Raw genomic sequence first — 13,072 nt, 5'->3', positions numbered from 1 at the left:
CGAGCAGGCGGCCGCCTACCTGCGTCGAATCGGCCGGCCTTTAGGAACCGGTCGCGGGAGCGGGGTCGCGGACGAAGAGGCCTGCGCTCCCTTCAGACGGCTCGATCCGCCAGCCCGGCGGTGGGTTATGTCCCCCGGTTACATTCGCCACGGTGGCCCAGTCCATGTCAACGCCGACCTCGGAATGCGCCTCGCCGAACACGGCGGCGTCGGAGGACATCATCGCGCCGAGCCCGCTGGACCAGGCGTTCCGGGAGAAGGTCGCCCCGTCGAACGTGACGGTTCCGGAGAAGGTCGCCTTTCTGAACCAGGCGGCCCGGGAGAAGGTCGCCCTGCCGAAAACGGCGGGCCCAGAGAAGGTCGCATCCCAGAACACGGCCTCCTTGGAGAAGTTCGCCCGAATGAACGCGGCGTCCCCGGAGAAAGTCGCCCTGTTGAACCAGGCAGCCCCGGAGAAAGTCGCTCCGGTGAACACCGCGTCCCCAAAGAAGGTCGCTCCACTGAACACGGCGCGGTGGACGGTGCAGCCGGTCAGCTTGAAGTCGCTGAGGGTGGCGCCGGTCAGATCCAGAGAGATGTCGGCCCAGTGGGGATCGGCGGTGGGCTGCAGGTGAGTGGACAGGAGGCGTTGGGCGGTGAGGCGGACCTGGTGCTCTTCATACGGGTCCGGATTCCCGGTACTGGGTTCGGTGGTAGCGGGATGGTGCTCGCGGGCGGCACGGTAGCGGGCGGCGTTGCGGCGAGCCCGTTCCCGGTGCTCTTCCTCCGGGCCGGGGTGCTGGGCCGGGGGTGGCGTGCAGGGCATGCGCAGATAGGCGCAGATGATGTCGACGATGGTCTGCCGGTGCCGCGGGTTGTCGTTGGCCAGCCGTTTCAACGTGTAAAGGGCGGTGAGGCGGACGGGTGCTTTGTCGGAGGCGAGTTGCTCGGCGGCCGCGTTGTACAGCTCGGTGATCCGCCGCTCGGCCGCGTCCAGTTGCCCCAGCGCGGTCGCCAGTTCGGCATGGCGTTGCCGCCGGAAGGCCAGCATCAGCCCGACCGCGGCACCCGCGCCACCGCCCGCGGCCAGGCCGGTACGGACGGCGTCCACCCGGATCTTGGCCCGCTCGGCCCCGGGCGGGGCGTCATCCGCGACGTCCAACAGCCACGCGGTGGTCAGCCAGATCGCCAGCGCCGCCGCTCCCGCGGCCGCCAGCATCCAGAAGCCGGCCGCCAACGGCCGCACCCGCAACGGCTTGGCCTCACGTCCGGCCCGCGCCTTCGCCCAGCGCCGCCGCACCGGCTCCAGTCCCCGCCTCACACGCCCGTGCGCGCCGCCCGGCGCCACCTCACCCACGCTGCTCAGACGCCCGATCCTCGCGGACGGGTTCACCCGACCGGGTGCCCGGATCCGGCCGCAACGGACCGCTTTCTTTCGAAGCTGTCGTCCGGGATTCCGATCGTGAACGTCCCTCCGACGGGGGCCTGGGCGCGCGGTCGCCCGCAGTAATCTGTTTTGTGCCACCACGGCTCTCTGCCAGCATGAGGCCATGCGCCACCCTCTTGACACGCTGGACTGGCCGATTTCCACCGAGCGCCTGCTGTTGCGCCGGGCCACTCCCGACGACGTGGACGCGACCTGGGCCTTCCGTCAGCTACCGGAGACTCAAGAATGGGTCGTGGCCGCCACGGTGACGTACGACGACTACCGTGAGCGTTTCCTCCACGAGGAGCAGCTCGCAAACCTGCTCGTCGTCGAACTGGACGGCCGGGTGATCGGCGATCTGACGCTGGCGATCCAAGACGGGTGGGCGCAGAGGGAGGTCGCCGACCAGGCGAAAAACGTCCAAGGAGAGCTCGGGTGGACGCTCGATCCCTCCTACGGCGGCAAGGGCTACGCCACCGAAGCGGTGCGCGCCCTCATCGACATCTCCTTCAGCAGGCTCGGCCTGCGCCGCCTGCACGCGGACTGCTTCTACGACAACGAAGCCTCGTGGCGGCTGATGGAGCGGGTTGGGATGCGCCGCGAACAGCACACGGTGAAAGACTCTCTCCACCGCACCAAGGGATGGCTCGACGGTCTCTCGTACGCGCTCCTGGCCGAGGAATGGCCCGCTCCCGAGTGACCGCCCGGAACTCAGTGGCGACGATCAGGCGCGGTTCGTTCACAGCAGGAACCCGTCGTCGGCCTGGCCGAGCACGATCTCCTCGGCCTTCCGGGGCCGGGCGGTCAGGCCCTGCTCGGCGGAGTAGCGGGAGAAGGTCTCCAGGACGTGCCGGTTCTCCTCGAGGCCGTAGTCCCAGTATCCGGGCCCCAGGGCCGCCAGCGTCTCGGCCAAATGCTCCTCCAGCCAGGGCAGCATGACCTTGAGCGCGTTGCGTTGTGCCAGGTCGGCGTAGGCGGGCTCCAGTGCCTGCGTGAACGCCTTGGTCAGCGAGCGGGCGATCCACGGGTGCCGCTCGTACACCGAGCGCCGGACGACGACGGTGTGCATGATCGGGAAGATGCCGGTGCGCCGGTGGTAGTCGCGTTCGACCTGCGGGAAGTCGGGGAACAGGCGGCCGAGCCGCGGATCGGTCCCGAACCCGGCGGGCCGCCCCGGGCAGTACACGGCGTCGAGTTCCCCGGCCGCCAGCATCGCCGAGAGCGTCTGGTCGGGGCCGATGGGGGTGACGCTGATCTCCGGCGGGAGGTCGAGGTCGATCTTCTCGATCCGGCCGGGCTGCACCAGCCCGCCGGTGTAGTACCGCACCGAATCGACCGGTACGCCGTGGTGCTCGGCCATGATGCCGCGCTGCCAGACGCACGCGGTGAGCTGGTATTCCGGCAGTCCGACCCGGCGTCCGCGCAGGTCCTCGGGGCCGCTGATGCCGGCCTCGGTGTTGATGTAGATCGACTGGTGCCGGAAGGACCGCGAAGGGAAGACCGGCAGCGCGACGAAGGGCGGCGACGGCTGGTCGAGCGTGAGCAGGTACGTCGACAGGCTCATCTCGCTGACGTCGAACTCCTGGTACCGCGCCTGCCGGTAGAAGGTCTCCTCGACCGGGAGCGGGATGACGTTCAGGTCGATGCCCTCGGGCACTACGCGGCCGTCGCGCAGCGCGCGGATCCGGTCGTAGTCCTCGCAGGCGAATGACAGGTTGAGCCGGGTCAAGCGGGTTCTCCTTCGGTGGTGACGGCGGGAGCGGCGGCACGGAGCCGGCCGAGCGGGACGCACAGGAGCAGGGCCAGCAGCGCGCACGCCCCGCAGATCGCGAACCCGGTCAGGTAGGCGCTGAGGGCGGGCTTGCCCCCGGGCCCGGTGAGACTGGTGAACAGGACGCCGAAGACGGCGCTGCCGACCGAGTTGCCGACGGCGTACATCACCACCGACAGGCCGAGCGCGATGCCCGACTCGTGCGCCGGGACGGCACGTACCACCAGCAACTGGGTGGCGGCGAGCGTCACCGCCAGGCCGCAGGAGTCGAAGACCAGCGCGGGCAGGGTGGCGCCGGCGTGCGCGTGGCCGAGCGCGAAGGCGGCGAAGCCGACGACGATCAGCGTGAAGCCGATGGAGGCGGCCGGCACCAGGCCGCGCCGGCGGGCCGTGCGCAGCACCACGATGCCGAGCACGCTGCCGACGGCCTGGGGCAGCGCGTACCAGCCGGCGGCGAGCGCCGTCCACCCGTATCCGAAGCCGGAGGCCGTCGGGGTCTGGGCGAGGCGGGTGATGGCCGACAGCGATCCGTAGACGCCGACGGCGATGAGGAAGGTCATCGCGTAGGGCAGGCCGACGTCGCGGCGCAGCAGGTAGGAGACCTCGATGAGCGGCTTCTTCGCCGACCGCTCGACCAGCCACCAGACTCCGCCGAGCACGACCCCGCCGGCCAGCAGCCCGACCACCCGGGCCGATCCCCAACCCCAGGCCGGGCCCTCGCTCAGGCCGAGGAGGAACGCGACCAGGGCGAGGGTGAGCAGCAGCGCGCCGGGAACGTCGAGGCCGCCGGTGGCGCGCGCGTCGGAGTCCCGGACGGACACGGCGGTCGCGACCAGGGCGACCAACGCGGCGACCGCGCTGACGATGAAGAACAGCCGCCAGTTGTCCGGATGCGCGCCGACCAACGCGCCGAGCAGCAGGCCGCCCGCGACGCCGAGGCCGGTGCCGACATGGATCGAGAAGATGGCGGTCTGCCCTCGCCGCGGCGACATGGTGTCGCTCGCGATGGCCTCGGGCAGCGCCAGCATCGGGAGCTGGGCCCCGATCAGGACGCGGCCGATGATCATCACCGCCAGGCTCGTGGCGAGGCTGCAGATCACGCATCCGGCCAGCACCAGGGCCATCGCGAGCAGGATCACCGGCCGCTTGCCGATCAGATCGGCGAGCCGGGTCAGCACCGCCAGGAAGACCGCGCCCGAGATCAGGCCGGAGGTCAGGATCCACGCGGTGCCGACCGGTGAGGCGTGCAGCGCGCCGCCGATCGTGGTGAGCAGGGGCAGCAGGCCGACCTGGACGAGCTGCAGGGCGAACCCGAGATACGTGAGGGTCACCACGGCCGTGCGGCCGTTGACCTCTCTCGCGGGGGTGGGCATGGGGCCTCCTGATGTCGCGTTTCGCCAGCTCGAGCGCGCGCACGCCGACGGGGCGTGAGGGGGCTCACGCTAAACAGGAGGGCGGATGTATGTCAATATTTACGTATCTGCTTACATAAATTCAGTCCTGCTCCAGCCGGTCCACCAGGGCCAGCCCGCGCTCCGCCCAGGCCACCTCGGCCCGGGCGCGCTCGGCCATGCCCTCGTACACGTGCACCTTGTAGGCGACGATGGCCGCGTGCCGGCTCTCCGGAGCCTCGGCCAGGCGGCGCTGCATCAGATCGGTGCCGCGCGACCGCAACTGCTCGACATGCCACTCCCAGCGGCGCAGCTGCTCGGTGTGGTACGCCAGGTGCGTCGCGAACTGCTCCCGCACGATGTCGGGCGACGCGTACTCGAAGTAGGTCGCCTTCAGATAGGTGGCGTCGCGGGGCAACGTCGGCTCCTCCACCGTGGAGACCCAGCGGCTCAGCTCCTCGTAGCCCGCCTCGGTCAGCGTGTACGCCCGCTTGGTGGCCTTGCCCTGCGGCCCGCGCGGCTCCTCCCGCGCCGCGACCAGCTTCTCCCGCTCCAGCTTCCGCAACTCGGTATAGATCTGCGGATGCGTGGCATGCCAGACCCGGTTGGCCGACTGGTCGAAGGTCTTGGCCAGCTCGTAACCGGTCATCGCCCCCGCGTCGAGCATCGCCAGCAGCGCATGGCGTAGTGACATCCCCGTGCACCCCTATGTCTCACGTTACGTACATACGAACATAGCCAGCCGCCGGATCGAGACGGGTCAGGTCGAGGCTCGGAGGATGAGGCGTGCCGGCGGGACCGGGGCGGACGGCGGGACGGGGGCGCCGGTGCGGGCGGCGGCGATGCGGCGGACGAGGTCGGCCGCGCTGGTGGCGGGTCGTCCAGGCTGATCGTGGTGAGGGAGGGCGTGTACAGGGCCGCCAAGGGGTGGTCGTCGATCCCGACGACGGCGGCGTGAGCGGGGACGTCCACGCCCAGGTCGGACAGGCCGGCGGCGGGATGGCGGGCCCCGGCGGACGGGTCGTAGCCGAGCTGCCAGACCAGGTCGAGGCCGTGTTCGTGCAGGCCGTCGGCCAAGGCTTCGAGGTAGCGGGCGTAAGTGGGCGGGACGATGGGCGCGCGGTGCGCGAAGAGCACGAGGTTGCTCGCACCCAAGGCGAGGGTGCGCGCCGGCGCGTAGGGGGCGTAGCCCAGGCGGGTCGCCGCCGCGAGGACCCGTTCGCGGGTCTCGGGCGGGATCGTCTGGGCGGGCTTGTCGTTGACGACGTAGCTGACCGTGGCGGCGGAGACGCCCGCCTCGCGGGCCTCGTCGGCCGCGGTGACCCGCCGCGCCCTTCCGCTCATGTTCTCCGTCATCACCTCGCTGCTGCGCGAGCGGTTCGGCTTCGACGGCATCGTCTGCACCGACTGGGGGCTGCTCAACGACGTGGAGATGGGCGGGGCCACGCTGGCCGCCCGAGCCTGGGGCGTCGAGAACCTCTCTCCACGCGACCGGGCGCTCAAGGCCCTCGAGGCGGGCGTCGACCAGTTCGGCGGCGAGTCCTGTCCCGAGCTGGTCGTCGAACTGGTCAAGGACGGAGCCGTTTCCGAGGAGCGGATCGACGCGTCCGTCCGGCGGCTGCTGCGCGAGAAGTTCCGCCTGGGCTCTTCGACGCCGCCCCGCTCGATCCGGACGCCGCCGTCGCCTCCGTCGGACGGGCGGACTTCCGCGAGACCGGCATGGAGGCCCAGCGCCGGTCGCTCACCCTGCTGAAGAACGACGGGATCCTCCCGCTGAAGCCCGGCACACGCGTCTACACCGAGGGCATCGACCTCGACGGCTTCCCCGCCGCCGGATCCCCCGCCGACGCCGACGTGGCGGTCCTGCACCTCAGCGCCCCGTTCGAGCAGCGCAACGGCGACTTCATCGAATCGTTCTTCCACGCCGGCGACCTGGCGTTCCCCCAGGACGAGATCGACCGGATCACCGCGATCGCCGCGCGGACCCCGACCGTCATCGTGATCCACCTCGGCCGTCCCGCCGTCATGCCCGAGATCAACGCGGCCGCCTCCGCCGTCCTCGCCGGCGTCCGCAATCCGTCCGGCAAGCTGCCCTTCGACCTTCCGTCCTCCATGGCGGCCGTCAGGGCCAGCCGGCCCGACGTCCCCCACGACACCGCCGCCCCGCTGTACGGCTTCGGCCACGGCCTGACCTACTAAGAGAAGAGCAGCCGGTGGCGGGGTGGCCGGACGAGAGATCGGTGAGCGAGACGTACGGATTGCTCGCGGGCATGGAGCCAATCGACGTTGGGGTATTCCATCCCCTCTCCGTAAGGAGGCGTCCATGCGACGCGGTATTGCGATGGCCGCAGCGGTCACCGGACTCGTGCTGGTCGGAGGAGCGGCCCCGGCGCTCGCCGGTGAGCCGCCCACGGCCGACGAGGTCGAGACAGCGTGGGTCGCCGGCCGGTTCATCACCCTGTACGTCGACACGCCGGACTCGGCGTCGTCGGGTCCGAGCGAGGCGCGGCCGGACGCCGACGTGTTCCTGGTCGCGCCGATGGACCCGGACCACCCGCTCGACCCCGGCGCGGTCATCCCCTCGCCGCCGGCTCCGGCACCGATCATCGTGCCGGTACACGACACGGTGCTGGACCGTCCGACGCCCCCGTCGGACTGCTTCGGCGTGCAGGTGCTCCCGGCGCCGGGTGCCGGCGCGCGCGTGCTGACGCGTCCCGACCCGAACGGCGGTGCGACGCTGGCGTGGGCCGTCGTGGTGGACGGGCATCGCGTGAGGCTGACCAGCGGCCCGGTCATCCGCTGGGCGGCGAGCGCGGGCCTGGTCGCCCTGGACCGGTCCTGGCCCGGGTACGGCGGCACCTGCTGGACGGGCACCTGGCGCCGCTGACCTCGCGGTATCGGTGGGCGAACCACGCACCTTTGACCGGCGGCCACGCCGGTCGACGATGAGGCCGCTGCGCAGCGATCATTTCCCCCTCTCCACCCCAGGAGGACAAGTGCGCAAGGTGCTCATCACGTTCGCGATGGCGATCGCCGGCGTCGGCGTCGCGGTGTCCCCGGCGTCCGCCGCCGCCACCAACGTCTACTACGAGACCGTCGCGGACGGGGACACCCAGTTCATCCCCGCCTGCACGCCCGGCCCGGACAACCCGACCTGCGACCCGCGCGGCGCGGGCAGCAAGCTCATCTCGACCGGCTCGCTCTCCTACACCCAGGGTGGGGCGACCGTCGGGTCGGTGCACACCGAATGCACCACGACCCGCAAGGTGGGCAACGACTACTACGGCGTCTGCACCGACACCCTGACCACCCCGCAGGGCAACTCCGTCGCGGTCGGCGAGATCAACGAGAGCGCGCTCGAGCGCTACGAGGCGCAGCACCTGCCGCTCACCGGCGCCTGGGGCTGCCTCACCGTCCAGCAGGTCGTCTACCCGAACGTCTTCAAGCTGACCGTCCAGCGGTCCTGACCGGATGGGAGCGGCCGGGTCTGCGGGGACCCGGCCGCTCTCGCATGTCAGCGGTGACCGATGGCCCGCCGGACGGCGCGGGCCAGGGCATCGGGGTCGCAGTCCGGGAGGACGGCGGCGAGGTGCCCGTCGGGCCGGACGAGGTGGACGGTGTCCGGACCGGCCTTCAACGCGGCGCGGATGACGCCGTCGGCGTCGATGGCGTCCAGGGCGTAGGTCCGGACGGGCAGGCCGTGCAGCCGTTCCGCGATCTCGTCCGCGTGTTTCTCGTCGCTCGTCAGCACGACGAGATCAGTGCCGAGCAGCCGCCGCAGCCGGGTCTTGCGTCCGTCGACGACGCAGGGCCCGTCGGGGCACAGGACGCCGGGAAGCGCCGGCCGGACCGCTCCGGCGGCGCGCGGGAAGTCCTCGACCGGCCCGGACGGGGTGGTCAGCGGCGAGTCCAGGTACCAGTACGGCTCGGCGAGCTTCCCCGAATCGATGCGGGCACGGGCTTCCGGGGCGGTGAGCGCGGCCTCCAGCGCGGCGAGCCGGCGGTCCCTTTCCTCGTCGGTGTGCGGAACGAGGAACTCCATGGTGCGGGTGGTGACCGCGAGGTTCTCGCCGGACGCTGCGCGCCGCTCGATGTCGTAGCTCGCGAGCAGCCCTTCCGGAGCGTGGCCGCGGCGGACGAACGCGAGTTTCCAGGCGAGGTTCTCGGCGTCCTGCACGCCGGAGTTCAGCCCGCGCGCGCCGAACGGCGCATACAGGTGCGCCGCGTCGCCCGCCAGGAACACGCGTCCACGGGCGAAGGCCTCGGCACGCCGCTGGTGGAACCGGTAGGCGGACAGCCACACGATCTCGTAGGGGGCGTCACCGGTGATCTTCCGGATGCGGGCGTCGAGCGCGCCCGATGCCCGTTCGGCTTCGAGGTCGTAGTCGGCGGGCACCTGCCAGTCGATCCGCCAGGTCCGGTCGGGGCACTGGTGCACCAGCACCTGCCGTCCGGGGTTCCAGTCGGGGTCGAAGTAGAACCGGCGCTCATTCGGGAACGGGAGGTCGGCGCGGACGTCGCAGATGAGGAACTGGTCGCTGAACGAGCGGCCCGGGAATCCGATGCCCATGAGCTGCCTGATCGTGCTCTTGGAGCCGTCCGCGCCGACGAGGTGGCTGCCCCGGACGACGACCCTGGCGGTCGCGGTGGCCGTGTCGACCTCGACCCCGGTCCCGTCCTGGTGGACGCCGATGACCGGGTGCCCGTACCGGATGTCGATGAGCGGTTCCGCGTCGGCGAGGCCGAGAAGGTACCGCTCCACCTCGGCCTGCGAGATGTTGATCCAGGGAGGTACGGTGCTGCGTCCCGCGGTCGGGAACGTGACGGCGAACAGTTCGGTGTCGCGGTAGTAGGTGCGGCCGATCGTCCAGGTGACCCCGCGCGCGATCATCTTCTCGGCGCAGCCGATCCGGTCCAGGACGTCGAGGACGTCGCGCTGGAAGCAGATCGCCTTGGACCCGGTCGGGTCCCGCCGCGCGGCGGCCTCCAGCACGACCGTGGGAATCCCGAAGCGGGCCAGCAGCAGAGCGGTCACCAGCCCGACCGGGCCGGCGCCGACTATGACGACCGGTTCGGTCTCGTTTCTGCTCATCGTCACGCCTGGAGCTCGTCCCAGACGGCCCGGTCGCGCTCGGCCGTCCAGATGACCGGCCGTTCGATGCCGGACAGCTCGTCCCACAACCGGGACACATCGAACGGCAGGCAGTGCTCGAAGATCGGCCACCGCCCGTACTCCGGCGCCAACTCCGCATGAACCGCCTCGAACGCCTCCTTCAGCGTCCCACCGCGCTGCTGGACGGCGCCTACCTCGTTGATCATGACGTTGAGGAAGTGGCGGGTCTGGGCGATGGCCGCTTGGACGGCTTCCGAGCCCACGGCCACCGCGCCGCGTCCGCCCACCAGCGCCTCGGCGCCCAACGCCGCGACCCGATCCAACGTCCCCGACGCCCAATCACGATGAAAGGCATCACCGGTGTACAACGCCGCCTGCGCCTCCACCAGATCACCGGCGAACAACACCCGCTGCCGCGGCAACCACGCCACAATGTCGCCCTCGGTATGCCCCCGCCCGCAGTACCGCAGCACCAGCTCGCCGCGGTCCCCGCCCAGCTGAATCGTGAACCGGTCACTGAACGTCGCCGTCGGCCAGGTCAACCCCGGAATCGACTCCGGCTCCTTGAACAACCGCGGCATCCGCCCCAACTCCGACTCCCAGTCCTGCCTCCCCCGCTCAGCGACCAACTCCCGCGTCTTCTCATGCGCCACGATGACGTCGGCCCCGAACGCGCTCGCACCCAGCACCCGCACCGCGTGATAGTGCGACAACACCAGATACCGGACCGGCTTATCGGTGTGCTCACGCAGCAACGCCAGCCACTCCCGCGCCGCCACCGGCGTCGCCAGCGCCTCGAAACACACCACGAAGTCCTCGCCCTCCACCGCCCCCACATTCGGATCGCCCTCGGCGGTCAGCGCGTAGACGCCGTCCGCGAGCACCTCCAGACTCCGCTCCTTCTCCGCCAGATCAGCCGACGACGCGAACGGTTTCATGCCGTTTCTCCAATTCGATCGATGAGTTTCATCTGGACGGACCGCCGTTCCGGCGGTTCATCGGTGTACTTGATCGAGAAAGCCGTTGACCAGCGCGTGGTAGTCATGCGGGCCCTCCCCCTGCAGGTGGTGCGCTGCCCTGCCCGAGATCCAGGTAGTGATAGGACGCCGTCGGCCTTGATTAAGTGGGCATTTTCGTCGCTCCTTTCACGTCCGGGCGAGGAATGCCGCGGTAAGGCGGGCGAATTCCTCGGCCTGGAATTCCAGGGGGACGCCTCCGCCCTCGATGACGGCGGTCTCGGCGTGCGGGATGCGTTCGGTGAGCGGTCCGAGTTCGGGAAAGGCGTAGGGGTCCGCGGAGGCGCCGATGCACAGCACCGGGCACGCGGTGAGCCCGACCCGTTCTTCCATCCGGTACGCGCTCACCGCGGCGTGCCCGTGCTCGACGTCCGGCCAGACCTGCAGTGCGTCCCGGACGAAGCGGGTGAGCAGGTCAGGGCGGCCTTCGGGATAGAACGCGGCGCGGCGCCGCCACAGTTCGGTGAGGTGCGCACCGTCGGGCCGCTCGTCCACCGCGTCGATCGCCGGGCGGGACGCGCGGCGTTTCCGCGCCGCTTCGTCGATGTACGGGGTCGACGACAGGACGAGCCTGCGCACCCGCTCCGGGGCCCGCGCGGCGATCTCGGCCGCGACGACCCCGCCGGTGTGATGGCCGGCCAGGTCGAATCCGTCCACGCCGAGCGCGTCGAGAAGGCCGAGGATTCCGGCGGCGTAGGTCTCGATCGAGTGCTCGGGAATCCGCGCGGACGCCCCGAAGCCGGGCGTGTCCGGCGCGATGACGCGCCGGCCGTCGGCGAGCAGCGGGATCGCCTCGCGGAACTCGTCCCACGACCGCGGGGTCTGGTGCAGCAGGACCAGCGGCGGCCCGCTCCCCGCTTCGGCGTAATGCACCTGCCCGAGCGGCGTGTCGGCATAGCCGAGGCGGATCATGACGCGGCCTTCAGGAATTCCAGCGAGAGCGGGTTGTACAGGTCGGCGCGCTCATGCTGCGGCCAGTGACCACACTCGGTAGCCGGTGCGACGGCCCGCCCGAGCCGATGACCGCGACGCGGCGGTCGTCCGGAAAGTCCTGCACGGCCGCGCGCAGCGCCTCGCCAAGAGCGGCGCACCGCGCCGTGGTCGGCTGCGGCGGCCACCACCAGAGCGCGTCGCATCTCAGCCGTCCTCCTTCCGGATCGCGGCGAGCTTCGCCTTGAACTCCTTCTCGGCCAGGCCCCGCCAGGACGTCAGCGAGACGTCGGGCCGGTACAGCTGCTCGGGAGGCGCGTCGGTCACGTCGACCATCCACGCGTCCTGGCCGGAGAACTGGCCGTGGAACAGCCAGCGGATCCAGCCCAGGTACTTGGCGTAGAACTTCAGCGTCGCCGGGCCGCGCAGGAAATTGACCATCACGCCGACGTACAGATGCCGGTCCGCGTCCACCGGGACGTAGAACTCGTAATGGATGAACTTGGGATAGGCGATGCGCAGCACGCCGGGCATCGACACCGAAGCGAAGCCGGGGAAGTTCTGCGCGGCAATGACCGGATCGACCTTGGCCGCCGCCCCGGTGTTGCCGATGTTGGACGGCCTGCTCCCCGCCTTCGCCGCGGGCGGGTCGAGCTTCCACCAGCGCTTGTTCGACCAGCGTCCGAGCCCGGGGAAGTCCGCCTCCCAGAACTGCTCTTCCTGCTTGCGGTAGATCCAGCGGCCTTCCGGAACGATGCGTGTCACGTTCCACGTCGGCATCGCCTTGAACAGCCGCCACAGCGACGTGCGATGCAGGTACTTGGCGTGTCCTTCGTCGTAGCCGTTCTCGCAGGCGAAGCGCCAGTTGCCGGCCCGGTCGTCCATCCGGCCGCCCATGACGAACGGGTTCTCGGCCAGTTCCTCGGGCAACTGCTCGTCGATCGGGTGCGGGTCCTCGCCGGCGATGGGCACATAGACCCACACCATTCCGAGCCGCTCGGCCACCGGGTACGTCGCGACGCGGGCCTTGCCGCAGATCGGCGACTGCGGGCCGTCCGTGATCGCCGCGACGAGCTCGCCGTCCGTCAAGTCGTACGTCCACCCGTGGTACGGGCAGCTCAGCGTCCCGGGGAACTCGCGGCGTCCCAGGGAGAGCGGTACGCCGCGGTGCGGGCATCGGTCATGCAACGCGTATGCGGTCCCCTGGTCCCGGACCAGCGCGATCTTGTCTCCGCACAGCGTGACGCCCGTCGGCTTCCCGGTCACCTGGTTCGACCAGGCGACGGGGTACCAGTAGCCGCGGAATCCCGCCGCCGCCGCGTCGTAGTGCGGCCACGTGGACCAGTCCCGGCGTCCGCGCGCTCCCCGCTGCGTCTGTGAATCGGCTCCTGTCACGCCTCGATGTTGGTGCGGAACACCTGGTGGGCCCAAGGAACAGGGTCCGCC

Annotated in this window: 15 protein-coding genes; 5 read left to right on the top strand and 10 right to left on the bottom strand. The window is 70.7% G+C overall.

The features are described 5' to 3' along the window. Positions 1-40: 40 nt before the first annotated feature. The gene (locus F9B16_RS00745; RefSeq protein WP_192808534.1) at positions 41-1,336 is read right to left on the bottom strand and encodes a pentapeptide repeat-containing protein; all 1,296 of its coding nucleotides are present in this window, start codon (positions 1,334-1,336) and stop codon (positions 41-43) included. Between the two features lie 193 nt (positions 1,337-1,529). On the opposite strand from F9B16_RS00745, the gene F9B16_RS00740 reads away from it, so the two are divergent. Further along, complete coding sequence (locus tag F9B16_RS00740; protein ID WP_151537818.1) at positions 1,530-2,105, top strand: GNAT family N-acetyltransferase; 576 nt, start codon at positions 1,530-1,532, stop codon at positions 2,103-2,105. A gap of 39 nt (positions 2,106-2,144) precedes the next feature. Here the strand turns inward: F9B16_RS00740 and F9B16_RS00735 are convergent, their stop codons facing one another. From F9B16_RS00735 to F9B16_RS00720, 4 genes are all read right to left on the bottom strand, one after another. Further along, the gene (locus F9B16_RS00735) at positions 2,145-3,134 is read right to left on the bottom strand and encodes a substrate-binding domain-containing protein (protein ID WP_151537817.1); all 990 of its coding nucleotides are present in this window, start codon (positions 3,132-3,134) and stop codon (positions 2,145-2,147) included. Continuing rightward, positions 3,131-4,549: an MFS transporter gene (locus F9B16_RS00730; protein ID WP_151537816.1), complete on the bottom strand. Its 1,419-nt coding sequence runs from the start codon at positions 4,547-4,549 to the stop codon at positions 3,131-3,133. Before F9B16_RS00730 ends, F9B16_RS00735 begins: the two co-directional genes overlap by 4 nt. Positions 4,550-4,670: 121 nt before the next feature. Then, positions 4,671-5,261 (bottom strand): PadR family transcriptional regulator, encoded by a 591-nt coding sequence (locus tag F9B16_RS00725; protein ID WP_151537815.1) that lies wholly within the window; start codon positions 5,259-5,261, stop codon positions 4,671-4,673. Beyond that, positions 5,213-5,911 (bottom strand): LacI family DNA-binding transcriptional regulator, encoded by a 699-nt coding sequence (locus F9B16_RS00720; protein WP_225991221.1) that lies wholly within the window; start codon positions 5,909-5,911, stop codon positions 5,213-5,215. Before F9B16_RS00720 ends, F9B16_RS00725 begins: the two co-directional genes overlap by 49 nt. On the opposite strand from F9B16_RS00720, the gene F9B16_RS00715 reads away from it, so the two are divergent. The 4 genes from F9B16_RS00715 (at position 5,910) to F9B16_RS00700 (ending at position 8,034) form a co-directional block, all read left to right on the top strand. Continuing rightward, positions 5,910-6,320, top strand: coding sequence for a glycoside hydrolase family 3 N-terminal domain-containing protein (locus F9B16_RS00715; protein ID WP_151537813.1), 411 nt, complete (start codon positions 5,910-5,912; stop codon positions 6,318-6,320). The genes F9B16_RS00720 and F9B16_RS00715 overlap by 2 nt on opposite strands. Continuing rightward, on the top strand, positions 6,287-6,766 hold the full coding sequence (locus F9B16_RS00710; RefSeq protein ID WP_151537812.1) for a glycoside hydrolase family 3 C-terminal domain-containing protein: 480 nt from the start codon (positions 6,287-6,289) through the stop codon (positions 6,764-6,766). Before F9B16_RS00715 ends, F9B16_RS00710 begins: the two co-directional genes overlap by 34 nt. Before the next feature lie 124 nt (positions 6,767-6,890). Further along, positions 6,891-7,454, top strand: coding sequence for a hypothetical protein (locus F9B16_RS00705; protein WP_151537811.1), 564 nt, complete (start codon positions 6,891-6,893; stop codon positions 7,452-7,454). Between the two features lie 109 nt (positions 7,455-7,563). Continuing rightward, entirely contained in the window at positions 7,564-8,034 is a 471-nt protein-coding gene (locus tag F9B16_RS00700; protein ID WP_151537810.1) for a hypothetical protein, read from the top strand. Between the two features lie 47 nt (positions 8,035-8,081). Here the strand turns inward: F9B16_RS00700 and F9B16_RS00695 are convergent, their stop codons facing one another. From F9B16_RS00695 to F9B16_RS00675, 5 genes are all read right to left on the bottom strand, one after another. Next, on the bottom strand, positions 8,082-9,659 hold the full coding sequence (locus F9B16_RS00695) for an FAD-dependent monooxygenase (protein WP_151537809.1): 1,578 nt from the start codon (positions 9,657-9,659) through the stop codon (positions 8,082-8,084). A gap of 2 nt (positions 9,660-9,661) precedes the next feature. Next, entirely contained in the window at positions 9,662-10,618 is a 957-nt protein-coding gene (locus F9B16_RS00690; RefSeq protein WP_151537808.1) for an MBL fold metallo-hydrolase, read from the bottom strand. 207 nt (positions 10,619-10,825) lie between these two features. Beyond that, the gene (locus tag F9B16_RS00685; RefSeq protein ID WP_151537807.1) at positions 10,826-11,608 is read right to left on the bottom strand and encodes an alpha/beta fold hydrolase; all 783 of its coding nucleotides are present in this window, start codon (positions 11,606-11,608) and stop codon (positions 10,826-10,828) included. Positions 11,609-11,618: 10 nt separating this feature from the next. Further along, entirely contained in the window at positions 11,619-11,837 is a 219-nt protein-coding gene (locus tag F9B16_RS53965) for a DODA-type extradiol aromatic ring-opening family dioxygenase (RefSeq protein ID WP_225991239.1), read from the bottom strand. Further along, entirely contained in the window at positions 11,834-13,021 is a 1,188-nt protein-coding gene (locus tag F9B16_RS00675) for a Rieske 2Fe-2S domain-containing protein (RefSeq protein WP_225991220.1), read from the bottom strand. Before F9B16_RS00675 ends, F9B16_RS53965 begins: the two co-directional genes overlap by 4 nt. Positions 13,022-13,072: the final 51 nt, after the last annotated feature.

Source organism: Actinomadura montaniterrae (assembly GCF_008923365.1).
GTDB lineage: Bacteria > Actinomycetota > Actinomycetes > Streptosporangiales > Streptosporangiaceae > Spirillospora > Spirillospora montaniterrae.
This window is presented reverse-complemented; position numbering and strand designations above follow the sequence as displayed.

Coding starts and splice junctions, on each gene's coding strand:
- F9B16_RS00740 (WP_151537818.1), top strand. CDS start 1,530: ATGCGCCACCCTCTTGACACGCTGGACTGGCCGATTTCCACCGAGCGC.
- F9B16_RS00730 (WP_151537816.1), bottom strand. CDS start 4,549: ATGCCCACCCCCGCGAGAGAGGTCAACGGCCGCACGGCCGTGGTGACC.
- F9B16_RS00725 (WP_151537815.1), bottom strand. CDS start 5,261: ATGTCACTACGCCATGCGCTGCTGGCGATGCTCGACGCGGGGGCGATG.
- F9B16_RS00715 (WP_151537813.1), top strand. CDS start 5,910: ATGTTCTCCGTCATCACCTCGCTGCTGCGCGAGCGGTTCGGCTTCGAC.
- F9B16_RS00720 (WP_225991221.1), bottom strand. CDS start 5,911: ATGAGCGGAAGGGCGCGGCGGGTCACCGCGGCCGACGAGGCCCGCGAG.
- F9B16_RS00710 (WP_151537812.1), top strand. CDS start 6,287: ATGGAGGCCCAGCGCCGGTCGCTCACCCTGCTGAAGAACGACGGGATC.
- F9B16_RS00705 (WP_151537811.1), top strand. CDS start 6,891: ATGCGACGCGGTATTGCGATGGCCGCAGCGGTCACCGGACTCGTGCTG.
- F9B16_RS00695 (WP_151537809.1), bottom strand. CDS start 9,659: ATGAGCAGAAACGAGACCGAACCGGTCGTCATAGTCGGCGCCGGCCCG.
- F9B16_RS00690 (WP_151537808.1), bottom strand. CDS start 10,618: ATGAAACCGTTCGCGTCGTCGGCTGATCTGGCGGAGAAGGAGCGGAGT.
- F9B16_RS00685 (WP_151537807.1), bottom strand. CDS start 11,608: ATGATCCGCCTCGGCTATGCCGACACGCCGCTCGGGCAGGTGCATTAC.